At 69.1% G+C, this 22,880-nt stretch carries 24 protein-coding genes; 9 read left to right on the top strand and 15 right to left on the bottom strand.

Annotated elements, in window-relative coordinates:
* Positions 1–43 precede the first annotated feature (43 nt).
* Genes AB0H36_RS28305 through AB0H36_RS28290 form a run of 4 tightly spaced genes read right to left on the bottom strand, consistent with a single transcriptional unit; the run spans position 44 to position 1,857 of the window.
* Complete coding sequence (locus AB0H36_RS28305) at positions 44–256, bottom strand: hypothetical protein (protein ID WP_360529841.1); 213 nt, start codon at positions 254–256, stop codon at positions 44–46.
* Positions 246–716 (bottom strand): FAD-binding oxidoreductase, encoded by a 471-nt coding sequence (locus tag AB0H36_RS28300; protein ID WP_360529838.1) that lies wholly within the window; start codon positions 714–716, stop codon positions 246–248. Before AB0H36_RS28300 ends, AB0H36_RS28305 begins: the two co-directional genes overlap by 11 nt.
* Positions 717–763: 47 nt before the next feature.
* Entirely contained in the window at positions 764–1,360 is a 597-nt protein-coding gene (locus AB0H36_RS28295) for a sulfite oxidase-like oxidoreductase (protein ID WP_360529835.1), read from the bottom strand.
* Entirely contained in the window at positions 1,360–1,857 is a 498-nt protein-coding gene (locus AB0H36_RS28290; RefSeq protein ID WP_360529832.1) for a DNA starvation/stationary phase protection protein, read from the bottom strand. Before AB0H36_RS28290 ends, AB0H36_RS28295 begins: the two co-directional genes overlap by 1 nt.
* Here AB0H36_RS28290 and AB0H36_RS28285 point away from each other — a divergent pair.
* The 3 genes from AB0H36_RS28285 (at position 1,814) to AB0H36_RS28275 (ending at position 5,319) form a co-directional block, all read left to right on the top strand.
* Entirely contained in the window at positions 1,814–3,250 is a 1,437-nt protein-coding gene (locus tag AB0H36_RS28285; protein WP_360529829.1) for an MFS transporter, read from the top strand. The genes AB0H36_RS28290 and AB0H36_RS28285 overlap by 44 nt on opposite strands.
* A 175-nt stretch (positions 3,251–3,425) precedes the next feature.
* A complete protein-coding gene (locus AB0H36_RS28280) occupies positions 3,426–4,343 on the top strand; it encodes an NADP-dependent oxidoreductase (protein WP_360529826.1) in 918 nt (305 codons plus the stop codon).
* A 58-nt stretch (positions 4,344–4,401) separates the two neighbouring features.
* Positions 4,402–5,319 carry an NADP-dependent oxidoreductase gene (locus AB0H36_RS28275; protein ID WP_360529823.1) on the top strand — a complete coding sequence of 306 codons (918 nt, stop codon included), beginning with the start codon at positions 4,402–4,404 and terminating at the stop codon, positions 5,317–5,319.
* 222 nt (positions 5,320–5,541) lie between these two features.
* On the opposite strand, the gene AB0H36_RS28270 is transcribed toward AB0H36_RS28275, so the two are convergent.
* The 3 genes from AB0H36_RS28270 to AB0H36_RS28260 form a co-directional block, all read right to left on the bottom strand.
* Positions 5,542–6,783 carry an FAD-dependent oxidoreductase gene (locus tag AB0H36_RS28270; protein WP_360529820.1) on the bottom strand — a complete coding sequence of 414 codons (1,242 nt, stop codon included), beginning with the start codon at positions 6,781–6,783 and terminating at the stop codon, positions 5,542–5,544.
* A gap of 26 nt (positions 6,784–6,809) precedes the next feature.
* Positions 6,810–8,003 carry a membrane dipeptidase gene (locus tag AB0H36_RS28265; RefSeq protein WP_360529817.1) on the bottom strand — a complete coding sequence of 398 codons (1,194 nt, stop codon included), beginning with the start codon at positions 8,001–8,003 and terminating at the stop codon, positions 6,810–6,812.
* Between the two features lie 266 nt (positions 8,004–8,269).
* Entirely contained in the window at positions 8,270–8,749 is a 480-nt protein-coding gene (locus AB0H36_RS28260) for a DUF6069 family protein (protein ID WP_360529815.1), read from the bottom strand.
* Between the two features lie 192 nt (positions 8,750–8,941).
* Between AB0H36_RS28260 and AB0H36_RS28255 the strand changes: the two genes are divergently transcribed.
* The 4 genes from AB0H36_RS28255 (at position 8,942) to AB0H36_RS28240 (ending at position 12,202) form a co-directional block, all read left to right on the top strand.
* Positions 8,942–9,430 carry a DUF1269 domain-containing protein gene (locus tag AB0H36_RS28255; RefSeq protein ID WP_360529812.1) on the top strand — a complete coding sequence of 163 codons (489 nt, stop codon included), beginning with the start codon at positions 8,942–8,944 and terminating at the stop codon, positions 9,428–9,430.
* Between the two features lie 128 nt (positions 9,431–9,558).
* Positions 9,559–9,816 (top strand): hypothetical protein, encoded by a 258-nt coding sequence (locus AB0H36_RS28250; RefSeq protein WP_360529810.1) that lies wholly within the window; start codon positions 9,559–9,561, stop codon positions 9,814–9,816.
* Positions 9,813–10,070, top strand: a complete 258-nt coding sequence (locus tag AB0H36_RS28245; protein WP_360529807.1) for a hypothetical protein — start codon at positions 9,813–9,815, stop codon at positions 10,068–10,070. Before AB0H36_RS28250 ends, AB0H36_RS28245 begins: the two co-directional genes overlap by 4 nt.
* Positions 10,071–10,177: 107 nt before the next feature.
* Positions 10,178–12,202 carry a phage holin family protein gene (locus AB0H36_RS28240; protein ID WP_360529805.1) on the top strand — a complete coding sequence of 675 codons (2,025 nt, stop codon included), beginning with the start codon at positions 10,178–10,180 and terminating at the stop codon, positions 12,200–12,202.
* 10 nt (positions 12,203–12,212) lie between these two features.
* On the opposite strand, the gene AB0H36_RS28235 is transcribed toward AB0H36_RS28240, so the two are convergent.
* Positions 12,213–13,694 (bottom strand): DUF2252 domain-containing protein, encoded by a 1,482-nt coding sequence (locus tag AB0H36_RS28235; RefSeq protein WP_360529802.1) that lies wholly within the window; start codon positions 13,692–13,694, stop codon positions 12,213–12,215.
* A 141-nt stretch (positions 13,695–13,835) separates the two neighbouring features.
* On the opposite strand from AB0H36_RS28235, the gene AB0H36_RS28230 reads away from it, so the two are divergent.
* A complete protein-coding gene (locus AB0H36_RS28230) occupies positions 13,836–14,372 on the top strand; it encodes a potassium channel family protein (RefSeq protein ID WP_360529799.1) in 537 nt (178 codons plus the stop codon).
* Here the strand turns inward: AB0H36_RS28230 and AB0H36_RS28225 are convergent.
* The 5 genes from AB0H36_RS28225 to AB0H36_RS28205 form a co-directional block, all read right to left on the bottom strand.
* Entirely contained in the window at positions 14,356–15,933 is a 1,578-nt protein-coding gene (locus tag AB0H36_RS28225; protein ID WP_360529796.1) for an MFS transporter, read from the bottom strand. The two genes, AB0H36_RS28230 and AB0H36_RS28225, sit on opposite strands and share 17 nt — an antisense overlap.
* Before the next feature lie 4 nt (positions 15,934–15,937).
* A complete protein-coding gene (locus AB0H36_RS28220) occupies positions 15,938–16,255 on the bottom strand; it encodes an SHOCT domain-containing protein (RefSeq protein ID WP_360529793.1) in 318 nt (105 codons plus the stop codon).
* A gap of 10 nt (positions 16,256–16,265) precedes the next feature.
* Complete coding sequence (locus AB0H36_RS28215; RefSeq protein ID WP_360529790.1) at positions 16,266–16,721, bottom strand: DUF6325 family protein; 456 nt, start codon at positions 16,719–16,721, stop codon at positions 16,266–16,268.
* Between the two features lie 101 nt (positions 16,722–16,822).
* Positions 16,823–17,077 carry a hypothetical protein gene (locus tag AB0H36_RS28210; protein WP_360529788.1) on the bottom strand — a complete coding sequence of 85 codons (255 nt, stop codon included), beginning with the start codon at positions 17,075–17,077 and terminating at the stop codon, positions 16,823–16,825.
* The gene (locus AB0H36_RS28205; RefSeq protein WP_360529785.1) at positions 17,061–17,324 is read right to left on the bottom strand and encodes a hypothetical protein; all 264 of its coding nucleotides are present in this window, start codon (positions 17,322–17,324) and stop codon (positions 17,061–17,063) included. Before AB0H36_RS28205 ends, AB0H36_RS28210 begins: the two co-directional genes overlap by 17 nt.
* Positions 17,325–17,593: 269 nt before the next feature.
* Between AB0H36_RS28205 and AB0H36_RS28200 the strand changes: the two genes are divergently transcribed.
* Positions 17,594–20,206 carry a LuxR C-terminal-related transcriptional regulator gene (locus AB0H36_RS28200; protein WP_360529782.1) on the top strand — a complete coding sequence of 871 codons (2,613 nt, stop codon included), beginning with the start codon at positions 17,594–17,596 and terminating at the stop codon, positions 20,204–20,206.
* Here AB0H36_RS28200 and AB0H36_RS28195 read toward each other — a convergent pair.
* The gene (locus AB0H36_RS28195) at positions 20,180–21,274 is read right to left on the bottom strand and encodes a hypothetical protein (protein ID WP_360529779.1); all 1,095 of its coding nucleotides are present in this window, start codon (positions 21,272–21,274) and stop codon (positions 20,180–20,182) included. The genes AB0H36_RS28200 and AB0H36_RS28195 overlap by 27 nt on opposite strands.
* Before the next feature lies 1 nt (position 21,275).
* Entirely contained in the window at positions 21,276–22,871 is a 1,596-nt protein-coding gene (locus tag AB0H36_RS28190) for a phospholipase D-like domain-containing protein (RefSeq protein WP_360529776.1), read from the bottom strand.
* Positions 22,872–22,880 lie beyond the last annotated feature (9 nt).

Genomic DNA, 22,880 nt, shown 5'->3' with positions numbered 1-22,880 from the left:
ATGACGCCCGCCATGGCGTTGCCATCGAGAGGTCCCATCGTTGTCACACCCACGTCCCGCCGAAGCGTTCGGTCCGGACGCGTCCAGCGTCGTACCCTTGAGCCAGCAAGCCGGCCGCCGCCGTCTCGACAAGCGCTGTCGGTCCGCAGATGTAGGTGAGCGGCTGTTCCTTGGCTGCCCACCCGGCCGTGGACAAGAGCGCCGGGTCGATGCGGCCGCGGTAGCCACGCCAGCCGGTCGGAGCCTCACGAGTCAAGGGTGATCGAGACATCGATGAGGTCGTCGGCCGTCATCTCCATGAGTTCCTCACGATAGATCAGCAGGTCGAGCGAGCGCGCCGAGCACAGCACCCGAACCGGTACTCGGCTGTTGATGGCACGGTGATGCCGAAGCATCGCCCGCAGGGGAACCAGGCCGGAGCCGCCGGTCACCAGGAACAACGGACCGCCAAGGTCGTCGTCCCAGCCGAAATGCCCGCCGATCGGACCACGGAACTCGAGCTCGTCCCCTGTTCGCAACTCGTCGACCAGATACGGCGAGACCTCACCATCGTCGAGTCGCTCGATGGTGAGCGACAGGTGGTCGTCCTCCGGCGCCGACGCGATCGAGTAGCTTCGCTGTGTCTGATACCCGTCGGGCGCTGTCAGCCGCACATCCACGTGCTGCCCCGCGCGGTGCCCAGGCCAGTCAGGCACGTCGAGCGTGATGATCTTCACCCGCGGAGTCTCGAAAGCCGTCCCGATCACTATGCCGGTCTGCCACGTCAGTCGCCGTAGTACCGCTGCTCTTTCCACGGGTCTCCGTAGTTGTGATAGCCGAACATCTCCCAGAAACCGGGCTGATCGTCGGTCCGCAGCTCCAACCCACGGATCCACTTCGCGCTCTTCCAGAAGTAGAGGTGCGGTACCAGCAGACGCGCAGGCCCACCATGCTCCGGATCAAGTGGCTGCCCGTCGTACTCGTCGACGACCCAGGCCTTTCCACCTTGCAGGTCTGCCAGCGGAATGTTCGTGGTGTAGCCGCCGTCGGAGTACGCCAGGGCGTACGGCGCCTGGGTCGGCACCGCATCGAGGAACGTGTCGAGAGAGACCCCCGACCAGGTCATCTCCAGTTTCGTCCACTTCGTCACGCAGTGGATGTCGACGGTGAACTCCTCGCGGGGCAACGCCTGGAATTCCGCCCACGACCACGAGACCGGCTTGTCCACAGCGCCCCGGATCGTGAAATCCCACGCGTCCAACCGCGTGTACGGGGTCGGCCCGGCCGACAACACCGGAAAGTCTCGCGTGACGTACTGACCGGGCGGTACCCGCGTAGGGTCTGCGGCACGCCGGCCAAGAAATCCCCTGGTGACAGCCATTACGCCTTCTCACCGAGCTGTACACGCAACAGCCACTGCTGCTTCTCCAACATCCCGACCACTCTGACCAGCACGTCCTGTGTCACCAGATCCGCAGCACCGATCGAGCCCAGCCGTGCACGGATCCGCTCAGCCACCGCTGCCACCCGACGACCGAGCTCCCAGACCACTGCGTGATCGGCCAGCGACCGCACCGCGACAGGTTCGACACGTGATCCGGCCGCCACCGTCGAGCTCTGTCCGTCCGGGACAGAGCCCAACGTCATGGCTCGCTCGGCGACGACATCTGCGAGCTCGCGCCACTCCTTGACCAACTCATCGAGGAACAGATGCACTCCACGCGCGGCAGCTCCGACCACGCTCCAGTGCAACTGCTTCCCGATCAGCGACAGATCGATCAGATCCTGCAGTACGAGCTGCAGGTCCTCACCAACCGCCACCCGCTCGTTCGGATTGTCCAGCGGCGGCAACTGCACCGAGTTCGCAACAGATTCCATAGGCATACCTCCCCTGTGTCACGACCACCGCCCGACCTTTCCTCACCACCTGGACCAATCGCCGGTAAGACGGTGCGACGGGACGCAACGAACCAAACAGGACGACCCGACACCCGGGGCGGTTCGTCAAAACACGAGAAAGACACAGCAGTTGACACCAGCGATCGACCTCGCCCGCCGGGACGCAACCCTCCGGCTGGCGTTCATCTCCGCAGTGGTCGCCCTGGTAGCCGTGTTTGCTGCGGTGGGCTCGACCATCCCCCTTTTCAACATCTACCGGGCCGAGGAAGGGTTCACCAACGCTGACATCTCGTTGACGGTCGTCGCCTACTCCGCCGCCACTCTCAGCACATTGCTCGTGCTGGGACGGCTGTCCAATCATGTGGGCCGGCGGCCCACCGCGATCGCCAGCCTCGGGCTGCTCGTACTGGGTTGTCTGCTGCTCTTGAAGGTGCACGACGTCGGCATCCTGATCGCCGGTCGGCTCCTGATGGGCCTTGGCGCCGGGTTGGCCAGCAGCAGTCTCACCGCCTACATCGTCGATGCCGCGCCGGCCAGGCCGACCTGGTTGGCTTCGGTCGCATCAAGCCAAACAGTCATGCTCGGTCTCGCCGTCGGCGCCATCGCGTCCGGTGCCTTCGTGCAGTTCGGCCCATGGCCACGTGACCTCATTTATCTGGTCGTCATCGGCTTGCTCCTGCTGTCTGCCGCACTCGTCGCGATCAGCCCGGAGACCGTGCCCCCGACGCCGGGCGGTTGGCAATCACTGCATCCTCGCGTTCGCATACCGGTTCGAGCCAGGCATCTACTTCCCGTCGCGGCCGCGGTGTTCCTGGCCACCTGGGCGACCGGGGCGTTCTACCAGGCCTTCGTACCCGCGCTGATCGCAGATCAACTTCGCACCAGCAGCTCGCTCGTCCTCGGACTGGTGTTCGCTGCTTACATGGGCCCTAGCGCCCTCGGCGCACCTCTAGGCGGCCGGTTGTCACCGGCGGCGGCTGAGCGCGTCGGCATGATCGCCTTCCTTGCCGGTTGGATCGGACTGATCACAGCGATCACCACCGGCGCATTGCCGTTGTTCATCGCCGCAACCATCATCGCGGGAGCCGCTCAGGGCATCGCCATCAGCGCCGCCACTCGTGGCCTGCTGTTCGGCAGCACTCTGTCCGACCGGGCGCCAACGTTCGCCGTTGTCTATTTACTCAGCTACAGCAGCGCGACTGTTCCCAGCCTCATCTCCGCCCGACTCTCCAACGTCTACTCGCTACCGCAGATCGCACTCGGGTACGGCGGGCTTGCCTTCCTCGCCACTCTGTTCACCGTCGCCGCTGCACGCAACCCGCACACCCAGCATGGAGAGCTACACAGGATGGCCGAGAGGGACAGCAGATGACGACATCGGAGCGATCGATGGGTGAACCTGATCCGGTGGACGAGGTAGAAGCGCCGGGCCAGAGACCTAGCTGCAGGAATGACGCAGCGATCAGAGTGGTAAGACGATGGGTTCCCGGTGCTACAGGTACAGGTGAACCGAGCGGGGCGTGCAGGCGAGGACAGGGAGGCGGCGGATGAAGGCGATCGTGGTGACGGACCAGGCTGCCGGAACGTCCGGCATGACGCTGGTGGAGCGGCCCGAGCCGAAGCCGGCGATCAATGACGTCGTCGTCCAGGTTCATGCCTCGGGGTTCACGTCGGGTGAGCTGACGTGGCCCTCGACCTGGACCGATCGCCTCGACCGAGACCGTACACCGTCGATTCCCGGGCAGGAGCTGGCCGGAGTAGTCACCGCTCTCGGCTACGGCACGACCGGGCCGGCGGTCGGACAGCGGGTGTTCGGCCTCACGGACTCGTATCGCGACGGCGGGCTGGCGGAGTACGTCGCGATCGAGGCACGCAACCTCGCACCGCTTCCGGCCGACGTCGACTTCACAGTGGGGGCGAGCCTGCCGATGCCGGGTCTGACCGCGTGGCAGGGATTGTTCAACCACGGCCGCCTGCAGGCCGGCCAGAGCGTTCTCGTGCACGGTGCGGCCGGCTCGGTCGGCTCAATGGTGACTCAGCTGGCACGTGAGACCGGTGCCTACGTCATCGGGACCGGACGCGCCGCCGACCGCCAGAAGGCGCTCGACTTCGGGGCGATGGAGTTTGTCGACCTCGAGAACGACGCGTTGGAAGACGTCGGCACAGTCGATCTGGTGTTCGACGTCATCGGCGGCGAGATCCAGCAGCGATCCGCAGGCGTGATTCGGACGGGAGGAACTCTGGTGACCATCGCCGGGCCGCCCGAGGCGCGGCCTGCCGACGGTTTGGCGATCGACTTCGTAGTCCTGCCCGATCGCGCCCAGTTGGGCGAGATCGTCCAGCGGGTGCGGGACGGGCGGCTGAGGACGAACATCGGCACCGTCGCGATGCTCGACGACGCCATCGCCGCCTTCAATCCGACCGATCGAGTCAGCGGACAGACGATCATCCGGATTCGTGCCTAGCCATCCGCAGCCATCCGTTCAACCGCCGAGCGACCAGACGACAGAGGAGACAAGCGCAATGAAAGCGATCGTGGTAACCAACGAGGCTGCGGGAACGGCAGGGATGACGCTCACCGAGCGACCCGAGCCGGCAGCAGCCATCAACGACGTCGTCGTTCGGATTCACGCATCGGGATTCGTCCCGACCGAGCTGGCGTGGCCCTCGACCTGGACTGATCGCCTCGACCGCAGCCGGACACCGTCGATCCCCGGCCACGAGCTGGCCGGAGTGGTCACCGCCCTCGGCTATGGCACGACGGGGCTGTCGGTGGGGCAGCGGGTGTTCGGCCTCGCCGACTGGCACCGCGACGGCACCCTGGCGGAGTACGTCGCGATCGAGGCACGCAACCTCGCCCCCTTGCCGGGCGACGTCGACTTCACTGTCGGCGCATCTCTTCCGATTTCAGGTCTGACCGCGTGGCAGGGATTGTTCCAGCACGGCCGTCTTCAAGCCGGGCAGAGCGTCCTCGCGCACGGTGCGGCCGGCGCAGTAGGGACGATGGTGACGCAGCTCGCACGCGAGGCCGGTGCCTACGTCATCGGCACTGGACGCGCCGCCGACCGTGAGAAGGCGCTCGACTTCGGCGCACACGAGTTCGTCGACCTCGGGAATGATGCGCTGGAAGACGTCGGTCAAGTCGATCTGGTCTTCGATGTCATCGGCGGCGACGTCCAGAAGACCTCCGCGGCCATGATCAAGGCCGGCGGAACGCTGGTGTCCGTCGTTGGCCCGGTCGAGGCCCGGCCGGCTGACGGCCTGGCGGTGGATTTCGTGGTCGCAGCCGACCGTGCCGAGCTGGGTGAGATCGTGCAGCGGGTTCGGGACGGGCGGCTGCGCACTAACATCGGCGCGGTGGCGACTCTCGACGGTGCCGTGACTGCTTTCAATTCCACTGAGCGAACCAAGGGAAAGACGATCATCCGCGTTCGCCCGTAGCACCGCGCCGGCGTCGGCCAGGACCCGGCGGACATTGTGGAAGGCCGCGCGGGCCTCGTCGTGGAACGTCCCGGTGACGGGTCGCCAGCTCTCGTCGACGCCGACCTGGCCTGACAACAGCAGCAGATTGCCCTGCCTGCGGTACGACGGTGCGGGCGGCGGGGTGACTGCGCCCTGGCTCATCAGGGTCCTCCGACTAGTTGGAAGGGAAGCAGCGCGAGTTCACCCGCGACGCAGCGGATCGAACGGGGCCAGCTCGGGCGCGGCGGTGCCGCTCATGATCTGCGCGGCCAGCAGCTTGCCGGTGACGGGCCCTAGCGTGACTCCCCACATGCCATGGCCACCCGCGACGTACACGCCCGCAACGTTCGTCACGCCGATCACCGGGAGCCCGTCGGATGTCAGCGGCCGGGACCCGACCCACGGCTCGCGTACGTCGTCCCAGTCGGCGCCGTCGATCAGCGGGTGGATCGAGCGCAGGATCGTGTCGAGACGATGCCGGTCGAACGGCGCGTCCCGGTCGGCGATCTCCATCGTGCCGGCGACGCGGACCCGCTCGCCGTACGGGGTGAGCGCGACGCGGACGCCGGGCAGATAGACCGGGCCCGCGAGCGGTTCGGCCAGCCGGATGCTGCACGAATAGCCTCGCCCGGCCTGGACCGGCACCCGGACGCCGAGGCGGCGTCCCAGCTCCGGTAGCCACGCGCCCGTGGCCAGTACGACGGCATCGGCCCGGTACGGCGGCCGGGTCCAGGTGTCCACCTGCAGCGCGCCGGGCCCGAACCCGACCGACCGCACAAGGGCTCCCTCGACGATCTCACCGCCCCGTTCGCGCACCGAGCCGGCGAGCGCGTCGAGGAGTTGGCCCGGCGCCACGAACCGCTGGCCTTCCAGGTGCAGGACCTGCGTGATCCGGTCGGAGAACGGCGGCTCGTGCCCGGCGGAGATCCGATGGGTCACGTCCTGCCCGGCGGCGCGGGCGGCGGTGAGCTCGTGCTCGAGAACTGCGGTGTCCTGACCGGCGGTGAACCCGATCCGGATGGTCCGCTCGTGGACCTCCGCCGGCACGCCGCCCTTGGCGAGCTCGTCGAAAGCGCCGAGGCTATCCACGGCCAACCGACTCAGCGCCGCCATCCCCCGCCGCCAACGCGGCGCGGTCGAGTGCCGGGCGAAGCCGGTCAGGAACGCCAGCGTCGTAGCGGCAGGCCGCCCGCTCAGCGTGACCGGCGAACCCCGGGTGAGCAGGCTCCGGACGCCTTCGCGCAGCAACGCCGGCTCCGGGAGCGGCGCCACCATGGCGGGCGTGACGTAACCGGCGTTGCCCCACGACGCACCGGCCCCCACCCCCGACCGTTCGAGCACGATGACCTCCGCGCCGTGCTCCTGCAGGAACCACGCACACGAGAGCCCGACTACTCCGGCTCCCACGACCACAACGCGGCGGGGTGAAGATGGTCCAGTCATATCTACTCCTGACCTGAGTGTGCTCCTCACAGCCACACGTTCTCCGCCACGCGCAGGAAGTTGCCGCCCAAGATCCCCTCGACGGCCTCCGGCGCATACCCGCGGTCCACCAGGGCAGCCGTGATGGCGGGCAGGCGCTCCGGCTCGATGAACTCCACGCGGTCCCACTGCGTGTAGCTCGGCGGGAACAGGTCGGGGGTCTCGGCGAGCTCGGCATCGACACCGCCGAAGCAGAAGTCCAGCCCCAGCCCGACGTGCTCCCACCCGACCAGCTCGACGGCATGGTCGAGGTGACGGACGAGCGCCTCGGTGCTCGCATCGTTGGCGCCCAGAAAGATCCCCACGCCGTTGATCCCGACGACGCCACCGGTGGCCGCGCACGCCAGCATCTGGTCATCCCACACGTTGCGCTCATGATCGTGCACTGCACGCGCCGCCGTGTGGGAGAGCACGACCGGCGCAGCCGAGGCGGCGAAGACACCCATCGACGTGCGGTAGGAACAGTGCGCGGCGTCGACTACCATCCCCACCCGGTTCATCTCGGCTACCACCCCCCTACCGAACTCCGTCAGGCCGCCATCGACCTCGGCGATGACCTTGTGAACCGTCTTGTAGGCGAGGTTCTTACCCTGCTCGGCCCAGTGAGCGGCGGCGGCGAACCCGTCCAGGCCGTCGGCGGCCTCTGGGTTGTGCTGGGCGTAGGTCGCGGTGGAGATGTAGTTGGTGAGCACCGAATAGTCCGCGCCGACCAGGACCCTCTGTGCGAACTCGCCGACCAGGGCACGGTTGGCCTCGGTCTTGTCCGGCTCGGTGACCTCGGCGGGACCGTCCGTCTGCGTACGACCGGAGGCCGTATCGGCGACGACGGGAGTCAGGGCGTCCCAGTGCTCGGCCAGCTTGCCGTCTCCGTCGACGCGGAAGATGTCGAAACCGACCAGCGGGTCGGGGCCGAAGCCGTGGTAGGTGCCGTGCAGGACCACCAGGTCACCGTCGGCAAGGACGCGGGCGCTCACGTAGCGGAAGTCCTCCGGCAGGCCGGCGACCAGCCGGCGCAGAGCCTCAGGACCATCGGCGGCCGGCGCACTGTGCTGGATGTAGTCCGCGGCCACCCAGCGGTCCACCGCGGACGGGTCCTTGCTTCCGAACAGCTCTCCGGCGGCAGTCGGGACGGTGTTCTTGGAGTTCGAGGCGCTCTGGCAGTTGCCCCTGGCAATCCACACCGCGGCCCGGCGCCATCTGCTGTCCGTCCTCGTACTGCGCCTGGCCCACTTGACTGCGCCCCGGAGCCTGATCCGGCGTACCTGCGGTTCCGCGATGTAGTCGAGAGAGATTTCGCGCGTACACATCGGGTGGAGGACTAGGCCCGTACCGCGACCCACTTCAGCAGGTGCTTCCACCGGCGCACCGGGCAGGCTCCGATCGCGTTCCGCAGCACCGTGCGCGGGCACAGGAGCGCAGCACAGCAAGGGGTGTGAGCGGGGTGTGCCTACGGGGTTGGGGGGAGCGGGCCGGGTGGGGTGGTGGTGGTTGCGCTGCGGGCTGTGCTGGAGATGAGGGTGCCGATGGTGATGCCGATGGCCAGGTTGATCAGGGCGGTGGCCACGCTTTCCCAGGAGCGTTCGGCGGCGAAGGGGGCGAGCATGGCGGCCAGCGTGACGAGGGTGACCACCCAGCGGAAGAACCGGAGCGGACTGGGCGTGGACAGGATCAGCAGGTGGACGAGCCCGGTGGCCAGGAGGGCGGCGGCGGCCGAGCAGGCGGCATAGGTCCAGCTGTCCGCGTCGCCCCAGACCCCCTCGCCCTCGGGGGCGAGCACGGCCAGGTCGAAGACGCCGCGGGCGAGCAGGATCCCCACGATCGCGACCAGCGCGGCGACGGCAGCGGTGGCGGCTCCGCCCGCCCAGAGGCGGCCCGCGTTCACCCGCGGCGCCCTGTCGGCGGCGTGCGACGGCATTGGCATTGTCATGCGTCGGCCTCCTGTCCGGCGACGTTCTCCAGACCTTCCCCACGCCGCCGGTCCGGTCGCATCACCCGGCACGGATGATTCGCCGGATCCCGCCCGGCCGGCCCGGCTCCGTTCACCCGGTGGGGATGAGGCGGTCGCCCTGCTGCCGGTCAAGGCTGCAGATGACGTACCGACCGATCCAAGGAGCACACGATGGCGACACTGACGGTGTGGAAGTTCGAAAGCCCGACGGCAGCCGACGACGCGGTCACCACGTTGGAGTCCCTGGCCAAGCAGGAACTCATCCAGCTGCACGACGCGGCGACGGTTTCGTGGGAGCCGGGCAAGAAGAAGCCCAAGACGCGGCAGCTGCACAACCTGGCCGGCGCCGGGGCGATGGGCGGCATGTTCTGGGGGATGCTCTTCGGGCTGATCTTCTTCGTGCCGCTGTTCGGCGCGGCCATCGGCGCGGCGACCGGTGCGCTGGCCGGATCGATGAGCGACGTCGGCATCGACGACGACTTCATCAAGTCCGCCCGCGACAAGATCACCCCCGGAACCTCGGCGTTGTTCGTGATGACCAGCCAGGCCGTGCCGGAGAAGGTGAAGGCCGCGTTGGCCGAGCGTGGACTCCATGGCGAACTGATCCAGTCCAACCTCTCGGCCGACCAGGAGGCCGAGCTGCGAGAGATGCTCGCCTAACAACCCGAAGCCGTCCGGCGTGTGGCCGCCATCAGGATCTTCGAGCGACCGCACGCCGGACGTCGTTCGTCCCGGTCATACCACAGGGATGACGACACAACCCCCACCTCGGCGGTGCGATGGATCGTATGTCTCTGACGACGTACGAGATCCGCGTTGTCGGTCCGGTGCCCGACGAGTTGCTGCCTGAGCTCGGGGACGTCACGATCACGACCCTGGAGATGCGGACAGTGCTGACCGGTATGTTCACCGACCAGGCTGCGCTGCACGGATTCCTGCAGCGCCTGCGTGCCTTCGGTCTCGACCTGGTCGAGGTCCGGTCCGTGGTGGCTTCGGAGGACGAGGCGCCACCCACGGAAGAGGAAGCGGGTGAGGAGGAACCGTGATCGCACACCGGAAACCCTGTACGGCGTACGAGTTCACCGTCGTCGGCGAACTGGGCCCGATGTTGCGGGCCGCCTTCCCGGGGCAGCGGATCGCCGCGATGGAGCCCTGCACGGTGATTCGGGTGGAGGTCCCCGCCGACCGGGTGCTGGACCTGGTGGACCTGATCGGCCTGTTCGAGTCCGCGGGAGTCGTCGTCGAGGATCTGTACCGATCGTCCGCACCGGACCCGAGCCGTCCCGGAGCAGTGGAATGACGTCAACGGCCAGTTCCGACCGGCGATCGGAGCTCGCCGGACATCTGGCCCATGGCGTGCGGCACCGGCGGTGGTACTCGTCACTGGCGTCAGTGGCGCTGTGGCTTGTGGCAACGGCACTGGCGGTCCTGCTCGCGGATGCGATCGTGCCCGGGTTCCATGCGGATCTGCCGCTCGCTCCGCTCGGGTTCGCCATCGTGCTGGGGCTCGCGGGTGTCTTGTTGCAGCCGCTGTTGGTGGCGGGAGCCGTGCGACTGGGGTGGATAGGCGTGCTGGTCCTGGCGCTCGTCGGACAGGCGTTGCTCGTCCTCGTGGCCGCTTGGCTGCTGCCGGGAGTGCAGGTGGACGGCTTCTGGGACGCGTTCTTCGTTGCCTGGATCATCGGCATCGTCGGCACGGTCGTCGGCTGGCTCAGTACGTCCGGCACCGACGAGGCCTTGGTCGAGCGGCTCGTGTCGTCCGCCCGTCGCCGCCCGGTGAAGCTCGACGACCCCGACGTGGACGGCGTGGTCTTCGTCCAGCTGGACGGCGTACCGTTCCCGGTGCTCCAGATGGCGGTCACGGCCGGGACGGTGCCGACGCTGTCGCGCTGGATCCGTTCGGGCAGTCACCGGCTGCACGAGTGGACGCCGAAGCTGCCGGCCACGACACCGGCGAGCCAGATGGGCATCCTGCACGGCGTGATCGACGGGATCCCCGCGTTCCGCTGGTACGACCGTGCCAACGACAGGATCCTGGTGGCGAACCGCCCGGCCGACGCCGCCGTGATCGAGGCGGCCCTCACGACCAGGCGGGGTCTGCTCGTGGACGGCGGTGTCAGCATCAGCAACCTGTTCACCGGCGACGCCCCGCAGGCAGCGCTGACGATGAGCCGGCGGGCCGGCCGCGGCGAGATCACCCGGTGGGCGGTGGCGCGGTTCGTCGCCAGTCCGAGCGGGCTGACCCGCGGGCTGTCCCGCTCGATCTCGGAACTGCTGCGGGACCGGTTCCAGGCCCGCCGCGGGGTTCGGCGGGACGTTCGCCCACGCTGCCACCGCTCATGGTCGACCGCAGCCCTGCGTGCGGTGACCAACGGCGCACTGCGCGACATCAACACGGCACTCGTCGCAACCCACATGCTGCGCGGCACCAGGTCGATCTACGTCGACTACGTGGACTACGACGAGGTCGCCCACCATGCCGGAATCCTGCGCCCGGAGAGCCTCGAGGCGCTGGAGTCGGTCGACCGCGTGCTCCATCAGCTCGAGCTGATCGCGTCCGTCGCTCCACGCCGCTACCGCTTCGTGATCCTGTCCGACCACGGCCAGGCGCAGGGCACGACCTTCGCGGACCGGTACGGCGAGGAGCTCGCCGTCGTCGTGTCGCGGCTCGCGGCGGCGGATGTCGCCGTCTCGTCCGAACCGGTCGAGGGGTGGGGCCGGACCCGGATCCTGGTGGACGAACTGGCCACCGGGAGTGGCGTCAGCGGCCGGACCATGCGCAACGCCGCCGAGGCCATGCAGCGCCGCGGGCACGACGAGGCCGACGCCGTCGACGCAGGCACCAGCCGCCGTTCGGGCAAGGCCGAGGGCGACGAGGAGTTCCACGTGTTCGGGTCGGGGAACCTCGGACTCATCTACGTCCGCGGCGCCCGGCAGCGACTGACCCGGGCTCAGCTCGACGACCGGTATCCCGCCTTGGTGGCCGGCCTGGTCACGCATCCGGGTGTCGGCTTCGTCGTCGTCCTCGACGAGGTCGCCGGGCCGGTGGCGCTGGGCGCCGCGGGCCGGCACCGGCTGAACGACGGTCGCGTCGACGGAGTCGACCCGCTGGCCCCGTTCGGACCGAACGCCCCGGCCTTCGTCCGCCGGGCGGCATTGCGCCCCGAAGCGCCCGACATCTACGTCAACAGCCTGGTCGAACCCGGCACCGAGGAGGTCGCTGCCTTCGAGGGCTTGGTCGGGTGTCACGGCGGGCTGGGTGGCTGGCAGGACCGCGCGTTCGTCGCCGTTCCGGTGGACGTGCCGTTCCCGACCGAACGGGTGGTCGGAGCCGACGCCCTGCACGTCGCCCTGAAAAACATCCTCCGGTACTGCGGGCATCGAGCCGACGCACCGCGAGACGCCCGCTCGACCGCGGAGTCGGGCACCTAGCCGAGGCCGGCTACAGTCCGCTCTCGGCCTCCAGCCGGCCGCTGTCGACGGCGTCCACGAAGGCCCGGTAGTCGCGCTCGTTCTGGTCGGCGTACGCCTCGGAGTACTCGGCCATCGCCTCGGGGAACGCGTCGTCGCTGTTGAGGTACGTCGCCAGCGCGATCCGGTCACCGGAACGCGCGTGCGCCCGCGCCAACGTCCAGCCGCACAGCTGGCCGTACATCATCATGCCGGCCGGATCCATCTTCTCGACCACAGCCGACCCCTTCATGTCCCGCAGTTGGCGGACGTAGAAGTCGCGGGTCTGTCCGTCGATGCCTTCGGTCCGCTGCCAGCCGAGGAAGATGTCACTGGCCGCCTGCATCAGGCGCTGCCCCACCACGACCCGCTCCCCGTCGTTGCGCGGGGCAGACCGCTGCCGGAGCGCAGTAGGGACCTTCCCCTTGAGCACCGAAGGACCTGCCTCCTTGACCTGCAGGAACAGCGGATCGCCGTCGTCTCTGCCGCGCAGCAGCACGATCCAGCAGCGCGTGCCGACACTGCCCACCCCGACCACCTTGCGGGCCATGTCGACGAACTCGTACTGGTCGAACAGCACCCGCCGCTCGGTCGGCAGCGACCGCCGGTACAGGTTCAGCAGGTTCCTGACCCCGGTCTCGAGCTCTTCCCGGTCCAGGTCGGGCAGGAAGTCCGCGATCGGCACGACCAACGGCGGATCGGCCTTGATCCGGACCCCGTCGTCGGTCAGCTCGGTGAGCTTGGCGAACGACTTGAGGCTGCCGCTGCCGCGGGCCTTCAGCAAGGCCTGATCGACGTTCCGGCGCCGGCTCGAGCTCAGCTTGGCGCGCAGCATCTCCTGGACCTCGTCGATGTCGGCGCGGGCGTACCAGACATCGAGGGCGCGCATCGTGGCGAACTCCGCGCCGGCGTCGCGATAGCGGCGTACCGTCTCCAGGACGCTCTTGCGGCGCTCCTTGCGGGAGAAGCCGTTGCACCGGCCGGCGACGACCAGGCTCACGGCGAGGCGTTTGACGTCCCACTCCCACGGACCGGCGATGGTCTCGTCGAAGTCGTTCACGTCGAAGAGCAGGCGCCGTTCGGGAGATCCGAAAACCCCGAAGTTCGACAGGTGGGCGTCACCGCACAGTTGCACTCCGAGGCCGGACACGCGCGCCACGGCGAGGTCGGTCGCCATCCCGACGGCGTTGCCGCGCAGGAAGGCGAACGGCGATACCAGCATCCTGCCGTGCCGCACCGGCACCAGGTCGGGCACGCGGGACCGGGCCTGCTCCTCGAGCAGCGAGACTGGATCCGGGCGGTCCGGCGGCAGCACCAGCTCAGCCTGCTCGCGCGGCGGCAGCGCGGCCCGCGCCGCGAGCCCCAAACGGGCCCGGTCGGACGGAGTCAAACGGCGCGATCCACGGTCGGCAGGCGCTGACCTCGTCGTGCGCACGGCGGTGGGTGTCGTCGCCATCGGCGTCGATGCACTCATGCTGCCCTCCCCTGCGGTCCTGGTCGAGTCGCGTGCTCCGGCGCTGCTCGGTGAAAGCTCCACCGAACACCGGACCCGGCCGGGCCAGCATCACCCCCGCCGGATGAACCACCAGCGCGGAGTCCGGGCTTGACTTGAGCTGTGAAAGGCGCCGAGGTCGACTACCGGCTGCTCCCCCCGCGGACCCGCCGCCGACTCGCCACGAGGTCGCTGCTGCGATCCTTGCTCGTCGGGCTGGTCATCGTCGTGGGCTACTTCTTGCTGCCCATGCGCCTCGACAGCGGCCTGCCCGTGGCCGCCTTGGTCCTCGGGCTGGTCGTCGTGGGACTCGTGCTGGGATGGCAGGTCCTCGACATCGCCAAGTCGCCCTACCCCCGGGTCCGGGCGATCGGCGCGCTGGCGACGTCGGTGCCGCTGTTCCTCGCGGTCTTCGCGACGACCTACGTCCTGATGGCCGAAGCCCAGCCGGCGAGTTTCTCCGAGCCGATGAACCGGCTCGACGCGGCGTACTTCACCGTGACCGTCTTCGCGACCGTCGGCTTCGGCGACATCGTGCCCGTGTCCGGAGCAGCCCGCGCGGTGACCACGATCCAGATGTTCGGTGACCTGATCATGGTCGGCTTGGTTGCCCGCACCCTGTTCGGCGCCGTCGAGCACAACCTCAGTCAGCGGCAGTGACCCGAGGGCCCTGCAAGCGCACCATCCGGAACGAGTTCACCAGGCCGGCGAGTGCGGCGAGAATCGGAATGCCCAGCGCCACCTGCAGGGCGATCGGGCGCGCGGTCGTGTTGATGTCGATGATCTCCGCGCGAATCTCCGGCGGCTGCGTGGCGAGCAGCTTGTCGAGCTCGGTGTTGGTCATCACTTCCGCGTCCTCTTCCAGCGCGGTGGCGACCTGTTCCTGCTGGGCCGGCGGCAGGACTGTGCTCGACTGCGCCAGGTTGGTGAACGTGAAGGACAGGGTCGCGAGCATGATGGCGCCGGCGAACGCCAGACCGAAGGACAGACCGAACGAACCCGCCGCAGAGTTGACGCCGGCAGCCTCGCTGACCCGTTCCTGCGAGATCGGCGACAACGTGTAGTTGTTCAGCTGGGACACCAGCAGGCCCAGACCGATGCCCGCGAGCAGCAGCGGCCCGACGAGGGCCCAGCCGGAGTCGGCCCGGGGCACGATCGGGATCAGCAGCACCAGGCCCGTGGTCAGCAATGCGAATCCCCACCTGACGATGGTGCCCGGCAGCCGCCGTCCCGCCCGCTTCTCGGCGAGGATCGCCATCCCGAACATGCTGAGCGAGAGCGGCGCGAGGGACAGGCCGGCCTCCATCGCGTTGTACTCGAGCACCATCTGCAGATAGATCGGCAACGCGATCATCGTGCCGCCCAGCGCGATCTGCTGGAGCATCTGCTGGGAGACCCCCAGCTTGAAGACGGCAGAGCTGAAGAGTCCTGGGTCGAGGAGCGTCGGCTCGTTGCGGCGCTTGCGCCGCCGCAGCCAGTAGGCGAGCGCGGCGAGCCCGGCCACGCCGATGGCCAGGATCAGGCCGACGAACTCTCCACCTTCCTGCCATACCAGGATGCCCAGCACGATGCCGCCCATCCCCACGACCGAAAGGCAGGCGCCGACCACGTCCACCCGCCGGGAGCCCGTGTACGGCGCATCGTGGATGAGCCCCTGGCCGATCAGCACGACCGCGATCACCGCGGCCTCGAGCAGGAACGCCACCCGCCAGGACAGGTAGGTGGTGATGAAACCCCCGAGCAGCGGCCCGATCGCGGCAGCCAGCGCGGCGGCGGCGCCGACCAGGGCGTAGGCCTTCGTCTGCGCCGCTCCGTCGAAGTTGCCGTGGATGAGCGACTGCATGGCGGGCAGCAGCAGCGACGCCCCGAGGCCACCCACCAGGGCCCAGAAGACGATGATCGCCCAGAGGCTCTGCGCCACCGACATCGCCAAGGCGCCGACCGCGTACCCGCACAGTCCCAGCAGGTACGCGCGCTTGCGGCCGATCAGGTCGCCGACCTTGCTTCCGATCAGGATGAACGCGGCGGAGACCAGTGCCTCGAGCGCGATCGCCGACTGGACGCCGCTCACCGTCGTGTCGAGGTCCCGGACCACCGAGGCGATCGAGACGTTCATCAACGAGGTGTCGACGACGAGCACGAACATCGCCATCGCGAGCAGGATCGCCAGCCGCGGGTTCGCCTTCGTGCCGGCCGGAACACCGCTCGCATCCTCGGCCATGATGTCAGCCGGCGAGGATCTTGGCCTTCTGTGCCTCGAACTCCGCCTCGGTGAGAACACCGGACTGCTTGAGCTCGCCCAGGCTCTTGAGCTGCTCCAAGCGGTCGGCCGTGGCCGGAGGTGGTGCCGCAGCAGGCGGCGGCGCGGCATAGGTCGGCGGCGGCGCCATCTGCTCGGCGTAGGCCTGATTCCGCGTGGCGGCCGTGTCGGCGTCGCGCTGGGCGAACTTTTCGTCCTGACGCCGTTGGACCCGGCCGTGGACCGCAGTCGCAGTGCCTGCGACGGCAGCGGTTCGCACTATTCCTCGCAGCAGTCCTGGCATGTCAGGCTCCTCAACTCGTCTTTTCCAGGGCGTCCAGGGCTTCCAGCGCGTCGAGGGCGGCCATCACGTCCTCGGCCGGAATGCGCCCGCCGGCGATCAGCGTGCCACCCGATTCGAGCGCCGCCGCGACGAACGGCCGCGCCCACGTGTTCTCGTAGACGATCATGGCGGCCAGGGTGCCCGGCTCCATCGCGCCGGCCACCTCGGCGAGGTCCTCATCGGCCAGGAGCCCCGACCGGGCGCCACTGAGGTCCGTGAACCCACCGGCCGGACCTGACGACTCGGCCAGATCGACCATGTAGGTGGACCCGTCCGCGTCCTTGCCGACCACCATCACGTCGTACACGTGGATGATGCCGCGCTCGACGAGGTTCACGAGTTCCTCCGCCGCTCGACCGGTCAACCGGTTGCCGGTGAACTCGAGGAGCACGTAGTCGATGGGTCCGTGAACGTCTGCTGCTGGCATGACTCTCCACCCCTCCACAAGGGTCTGGCGACCCCGGCGTCCTGTTCCCCGCCACACTGCCGCGGCCGGCCGGCACCAGTCATCACCCGCGCGGGATGAACTCAGCCCGGCAGTGTCGCGGGAGCCCGGACCTCGGCCGGCGTGACCTGCCGGATGCTCAGGATCGTCAGGCCCGCGGCCTGCAGCATCGCCGCCAGGTCCGCGATGCCCTGGTCCTCCCGGACCCGGATGCGAAAGGTTCCGGACGTCTTGTGATCAGCCTGCGGACCGGCGCAGAACGCCAGCACGGCCGGCCTCAGCTCCCCCTGGACGACGACCTGGTACGACGGGCGGAAGCGCTCACGTGTCGCTCTCATCGTCTTCCCTCCCCGGATCGATGTCGATCCGCTCTGCCGAGCCCGGATCCAGGATCCGGCGGACCTCGACGACCTCGATGCCCAGGGCACGGAGTCGGGCCAGCAGGCCGTAGAGCGCGGCCTGGTCCGGGATCGCATAGACGACGGTGCTCACCTGGTCGACCGCGAGCGTCTCCGCGCGCATGTCCCGCAGGTCCTGCTCGGGTACTGCGCCGGCCACGCGGATCTCGTACGTCGCATCGACCATCGAAACCACTCCGTTCCAGCCTGTGCGTTTCGACGCTCGCAAACGTCCGTTGCCGCGGCTTCACCCCTGTGGGGTGAACTGCCGACCGGCGTGCCGGGACCGCGTCCGGTTCGCCCCGCAATCGGTACCAGTTCGTCTCGAATTGTCCGGCAATCGGACGGGAAACGCTGGTTTTAAAGGCTCTTTCGTGGTTCCGTCAAAGGGTGCGACCTGCCACGCACGCCCTCCCCAGCGGTCAGTGACGTCGTCACGCATCGCCAGGAGGGGACATGCCGAGCGATCAGCACGCAGGGGTGGGAGCAGGACAACACACTTCACCGGATGCACCGTTCGAGGGTCGCTGGAAGTCCACGACAGCGACCTCGGTGGTGTTGCGCGGAACAGTGCCGCGGCCGCGGCTCGTCGATCGCCTGGACCTCGGGGTCCAGCGGCCGCTGACGCTGATCAGCGCGCCCGCGGGCTTCGGCAAGACGATGCTGGTGGAGTCGTGGGCCGCGCTCTACCGGGGGTCGGCCGAGGTCAGGCGGGTCGCGCTGAGGGCCGGTAGCGAAGCTGCGGACGTTCTGGAGCGCGTCCGCGAGGGTGCACACCGCAGCGGCCGGCAGGTGCTGGTGCTCGTGGTGGACTGCGGCGACCTGACCATCACTCCGGAGCTCGGGCAGAGCCTGCACCGCATCATCCGCGGCGATGCCGGACGAGTGCGGCTGGTGCTGGTGACGCGGTCCGACCCACCGCTGCCCTTGCACCGCTACCGGCTGGCGGACACCATCGCCGAGATCCATGCCACCGACCTGGCCTTCACCGTGGCCGAGACCACGGCGCTGATGCGCACGTTCAAGCTCGAGCTGACCGACTCGCAGGTCGCCGAGATCCACGCCCGGACCGACGGCTGGCCGGTCGGCCTGATGTTCGCGGCGATGAACCTCGCCGGGAAGTCCGACCGGGAGCGGGTCATCCGGGAGTTCCGCGGGGACACCGGCAACGTGGCGGCGTACCTGATGACCGAGGTGCTCGACGCGCAACCACCGGAGCTGCGCAGGTTCCTGCTCCGGACCAGCCTGGTCGACGTGGTCCGCCCGGGGCTGGCCGAAGCCCTGACCGGGCGTCCGTGTGACCTCCGGTCGCTCCAGTTCCTCTCCCACGGCAACTCGTTCATCCAGCCGGTGCCGGGAACCGCGGACTGCTACAGCTACCAGGCGCTGTTCCGCGAGTTCCTTCGCGCCCAGCTGCTGTACGAGAAACCCACCGTCGCTACTGCCCTGCACAGCGCTGCCGCCGCCTGGTTCGCCAGGCACGGTCAGCCGATGGAGGCGATCCATCACGCCGTCACGGCCGGCGACTGGTTCCACGCGGCCCAGTACCTGGTGGCGGATCTCGACTGTGCCGCGCTCCTCGCCGGGCGCAGCAGCCGGCAGCTGGCTTCTCTGTTCGCCGGCTTTCCCGACGACCTCGACGGGCCCGAGGCGGCGATCGTCCGAGCCTCGCTCGCGCTCGGAACGTTCGAGGTCGACCGTTGCGCGATGGAGCTGGCCAAGGCCAGGACCTGGCTGGACCACGAGGTGTCCGCCCGAAGCCAGTCGGTGGAACTGGCGGTCAGTGTGCTGGAGGCGGTCTGTGCCAGCCTTGGGGGCGACACCGAGACCGGACTGACCGCCGTACTGGCCGCGGAGACCAGGCTCCGGGCGGCCTCGCCGGATTCAGTCGTCGCCCATCCGGAAGCAAGGCTGCTGGTCATCGGCTGCAAGGGCCGGGCCTTGCTCAGGCACGGAGACTTCCCGGCGGCTCTGGAGGCCTTCACCGCAGGTGCTGCCATCGCGGAGGACAGTGGCGCCCACGAGGCTCTGGCCGAGTTCCTCGGGATGTCGGCGCTGGTCGAGGCGATCCGAGGCCGGCTGCGGCGAGCCGAGGAGGTCGTCGCGCAGGCGACCGCGCTCGCGGAGTCGGAGACGCAGCCGGACCTGCCCCAGGCCACGATCGTGGCCGAGGCCTGGATGCGCGCCGACCGGGGCGATCTGCCCGGCGCCGAACACCTGGTGCAGCGTGCCGCCGAGGCCGCCGCTCCCATCCACGACACGCGAGTTGTCGCTGCTGCGCTCGCCCTGGTTCGGGCCAGGCTGATGCGGGCGAGCGGCGACCTCGATCTGGCCGCCGCGGAGTTGCGGGCCGCGCGCAGCAACTACGGCTCGTACGGCGGCTGGCTCGGCCAGGCCCTGGTCGTCGACCAAGCGAAGCTGCTGGTGACGCAACACCAGCCGGAGGAGGCCATCAGGGTCATCGAGCAGTCGGACGGCCGCGATCAAGCCGAGTCCCTCCTGGTGCTGCAGAGCGCAGTGGCCGAAGCAGGTGAGCGCCCGCCGGCGCAGTCACACGTGGCCACCGATCGCGCCGCCCCGCTCGAAACTCAAGTGGACGGCTGGCTGGTCGAAGCCGCGGAGTCGCTCAGAGCCGGGAACACCGGCCGCGGCGGGCTCTGTCTGGAACGTGCCCTCAGACTGGCCGCTCCCGAGCAGCTTCGGCGCCCGTTCGCGGAGGCGCCGCAGCCGCTGCGAAGGATGCTCCAGCCGAGTGGTGAGCTGATGAGACAGCACGCTTGGCTCCGCGGGCCGTCCCATCGAGGCCGTGGTCGCGCCGCCGATCGCTGGGGCATGCCGCAGACCGAGCTCGTCATCACTTCGTCGCTGACCAGCAAGGAACAGGAGGTCCTCGAGTACCTCGCCGAGCTCCTGACCACCGAAGAGATCGCCGGCACCATGTACGTCTCCGTCAACACGGTCCGGAGCCATGTCCGGAGCATCCTTCGCAAGCTCGGCGCATCGCGCCGCAACGAGGCCGTACGACGGGCCTGGGAGCTGGGACTACTGCCCTCGCGACCGGACACTTAGGCCACCGGCGGCGGCACGGTAGTCCGCGATCGGGCGGTACCGGTCGTAGAGGGTGGTGAGCACGCTGAACAGGAAGACGAAGAAGAGCGTGTCCGTCAGCGCCAGCCGGCCGGATCCCCGGGCCAGCAGGACGTCGGCCAGCACCACCAGTACGACGTTCGTCGCGAGCACGACCCCGAACGAGACCGCGGCGGAGTTCCAGGAGTAGCCGCGCTTCGCCGCCCAGAGCCCGATCGCGGCGTTGACCACGACGAAGACCGCGATCCCGAGGAACAGCCTGACGTTGCTGGTCTGGACGCCGGGCAGCACCTCGCCGAAGATCACGCTGATCAGGCCGATCAGGAAGGTCTTCTCCAGCGTCGTCGAGTCGAAGACCTTCCGATGCGCGGCCTGGTAGGCGGCCCGCTCGCGGGCCTCGCCGATTCCCTCGGGCAGCGGGTCGGCCCGGAACCGCCAGGACCAGTCGGCCGGGCTCAGTCGTGGCCGGACGACGAAGTACACGATCGCGAGCAGCGCGAGCCCAGCGACGACCAGCACCGGCAGGAACCAGGAAACGTCGCGGATCGTGTCGGTCAGGTCCAGCTGGGCGATGTGGATCCAGTACTCCTGCGGCAGTTTGACGAAGATCCAGATCGCCGCGGCGACCAGCACCCAGAACCGCAACGAGTAGCGCAGCGGGTTCCGCCGGGTGCGAACCCCTTCGTAGGCGATGAAGAAGTACTCGAAGGTGTTCGGGAACAGCATCAGCAGGAACCGGGCGCCGGTGAGCTCGAAGGCCACCACCCCGACCTGGCGGTAGAAGAACAGGAAGCGGCTGACCCGGACCGCCGACGGGTTGGTCCAGTTCCGCAGGCTCGCCAGGTACGCCACCGACAGGTAGAAGACGTCCATCGCCTTGTCGTAGCTCTGGTAGAACGGCGGGTCGTACCCGAAGGCCTGGAAGATCGTCTGGTCGACACCGTCGAGCAGCAGGCAGGCGAGAATCGCCGGCAGCGGGAACGACGGGATCAGCAGCGGCAGCGCGAAGCGCGCGAGCACAACGCACCAGAACACGACCTCGGCACTCACCTCAGAACTCCCCCCGCCGGCGCATCCGGCGTGGGCGGCCGTCCGGGTCGTAGACGACTCGGTACAGCGGCTCCGCCCAGAACGCCTGGAACCGGGTCACCGGCCGTGCCTCGTGCGGGCGGATGTGCCCGCGCGGCCGCGCTCCCCTGCGGCCGCCGGCGTACCAGGCTTCCAGGTCCGCCGCCGTTCGCCGCCACAGGTCGAAGCCGTCCGCCGGGTCGAGCTTCGCCAGGTCGCGGCGAGTCCGGCCGAGGTGCTCCGACCACACCTCCAGCCGCAGGTCACGCGCCAGTCGGCGGGCGCCGTCGGCAACGACCTCGCGGTCCTCGACCGTCTGGTCCAGGACGGCGCAGGTGAGCTCGCTGTCGCAGGTCCAGGATCGGCGGTTGAAGTTGTCCGAGCCGCAGGTGAACCAGACGTCGTCGACGATGCAGATCTTCGCGTGCACGTAGATCGGCGCCCCCGCCTCGTTCTCCAGGTTGTAGATCCCGATCCGTTCGGGCGCGGTCCGCCGCAGCATCCGCAGGGCGCGCAGCTGGCCGAAGCGGGCCGGCGGCCCACTCAGCGCTCCGTCGGCGGCCGGGTACCGCGGTACGACGACGATCACCCGGAGGCCGGGCGACCGCTCCAGGGCATCGTTGATCCCGCGCGCGATCAGCTCGGACCACAGGTACTGGTCCTCCACGTAGATGAAGTTCCGGGCGTTGCCGAACGCCTTGCCGTACGCACGGGCGATGCTGCGCTCACCCTCGGGCGCGAACGGATATCCGGGGTGCTTGTGGCCGTACGTTCGCAGCACCTGGACGGCGTGCGGCCCGGCCACCGGCGGATCGGGGAACGCCTCGGACAGCGGCTGCGGATGGCGTGGCATCCGGGCGAGCCGCTGCACGAGCATCCGGTGCGGCGTTCGCCGGTCCAGCGGATGGCCGTCGTCCCAGCGCTCGCAGAAGCTGCGCAGCAGATCGCCGACGACCGGTCCGCGGATCTCCAGCGCCGCGTCGTGCCAGGGCGCGCGGTCGCCGTACCTGCGATCGATCGGCGCCTGCTGCGGATCCCCCCGGTGCTCGACGTCGTCGCGGCGCTGATGGCACAGGTCGATACCGCCGACGAAGGCGACGTCCAACTCGGGCCGGCCGGCGTGTCGGATGACGAACAGCTTCTGATGGTGCGACGCCATCCGCCGGACCCGCTGGTCGAGCAGGACCTCGGCGCCGGCCTCGTTGAGCTTCGTCCCCAGCCGCTGGTTCTCCCGGGCGCTGAACTGCAGGTGGTCCGAGTGGGATCGCCACAGCAGCCCCCTGACCTCGATCCCCGACCGGGCCAGGTCGGCCAGCACGGCCCCGATCGACGGGCCGTCGGGCAGCAGCTTCTGGTCCGCGTCGCCACGCCAGTCGGTGAAGTACACCCGGCCGCCGGGCCGCAGCGCGCTCAGCTCCTCGTACAGCCGGCGGAAGTACGTCGCACCGTGGATCAGCGGCCGCACCAGGTTGCCCTCGACCCAGGATCCGTCCACGTCTCCCATCCGGTCGATGTCCGTGCCCGGGTTGCCGCGCTCGTCCGGGCGGAGGAACCACTTCCCGGCGGTGTGGTCGGTCATCGCGACACC

The organism is Kribbella sp. NPDC050820 (genome assembly GCF_040653975.1).
Classification (GTDB): Bacteria; Actinomycetota; Actinomycetes; order Propionibacteriales; family Kribbellaceae; genus Kribbella.
Note: the sequence above shows the minus strand (reverse complement) of the source record. Positions and strands in the feature narration are given on the sequence as shown.

Bases quoted from the DNA above. Each gene is read 5' to 3' on its own strand.
- AB0H36_RS28250 (WP_360529810.1), top strand. From the start codon at position 9,559: ATGTCTCTGACGACGTACGAGATCCGCGTTGTCGGTCCGGTGCCCGAC.
- AB0H36_RS28255 (WP_360529812.1), top strand. From the start codon at position 8,942: ATGGCGACACTGACGGTGTGGAAGTTCGAAAGCCCGACGGCAGCCGAC.
- AB0H36_RS28260 (WP_360529815.1), bottom strand. From the start codon at position 8,749: ATGACAATGCCAATGCCGTCGCACGCCGCCGACAGGGCGCCGCGGGTG.
- AB0H36_RS28215 (WP_360529790.1), bottom strand. From the start codon at position 16,721: ATGCCAGCAGCAGACGTTCACGGACCCATCGACTACGTGCTCCTCGAG.
- AB0H36_RS28205 (WP_360529785.1), bottom strand. From the start codon at position 17,324: ATGGTCGATGCGACGTACGAGATCCGCGTGGCCGGCGCAGTACCCGAG.
- AB0H36_RS28190 (WP_360529776.1), bottom strand. From the start codon at position 22,871: ATGACCGACCACACCGCCGGGAAGTGGTTCCTCCGCCCGGACGAGCGC.
- AB0H36_RS28270 (WP_360529820.1), bottom strand. From the start codon at position 6,783: ATGACTGGACCATCTTCACCCCGCCGCGTTGTGGTCGTGGGAGCCGGA.
- AB0H36_RS28225 (WP_360529796.1), bottom strand. From the start codon at position 15,933: ATGGCCGAGGATGCGAGCGGTGTTCCGGCCGGCACGAAGGCGAACCCG.
- AB0H36_RS28280 (WP_360529826.1), top strand. From the start codon at position 3,426: ATGAAGGCGATCGTGGTGACGGACCAGGCTGCCGGAACGTCCGGCATG.
- AB0H36_RS28210 (WP_360529788.1), bottom strand. From the start codon at position 17,077: ATGAGAGCGACACGTGAGCGCTTCCGCCCGTCGTACCAGGTCGTCGTC.
- AB0H36_RS28290 (WP_360529832.1), bottom strand. From the start codon at position 1,857: ATGGAATCTGTTGCGAACTCGGTGCAGTTGCCGCCGCTGGACAATCCG.
- AB0H36_RS28295 (WP_360529835.1), bottom strand. From the start codon at position 1,360: ATGGCTGTCACCAGGGGATTTCTTGGCCGGCGTGCCGCAGACCCTACG.
- AB0H36_RS28220 (WP_360529793.1), bottom strand. From the start codon at position 16,255: ATGCCAGGACTGCTGCGAGGAATAGTGCGAACCGCTGCCGTCGCAGGC.
- AB0H36_RS28235 (WP_360529802.1), bottom strand. From the start codon at position 13,694: ATGAGTGCATCGACGCCGATGGCGACGACACCCACCGCCGTGCGCACG.
- AB0H36_RS28200 (WP_360529782.1), top strand. From the start codon at position 17,594: ATGCCGAGCGATCAGCACGCAGGGGTGGGAGCAGGACAACACACTTCA.
- AB0H36_RS28275 (WP_360529823.1), top strand. From the start codon at position 4,402: ATGAAAGCGATCGTGGTAACCAACGAGGCTGCGGGAACGGCAGGGATG.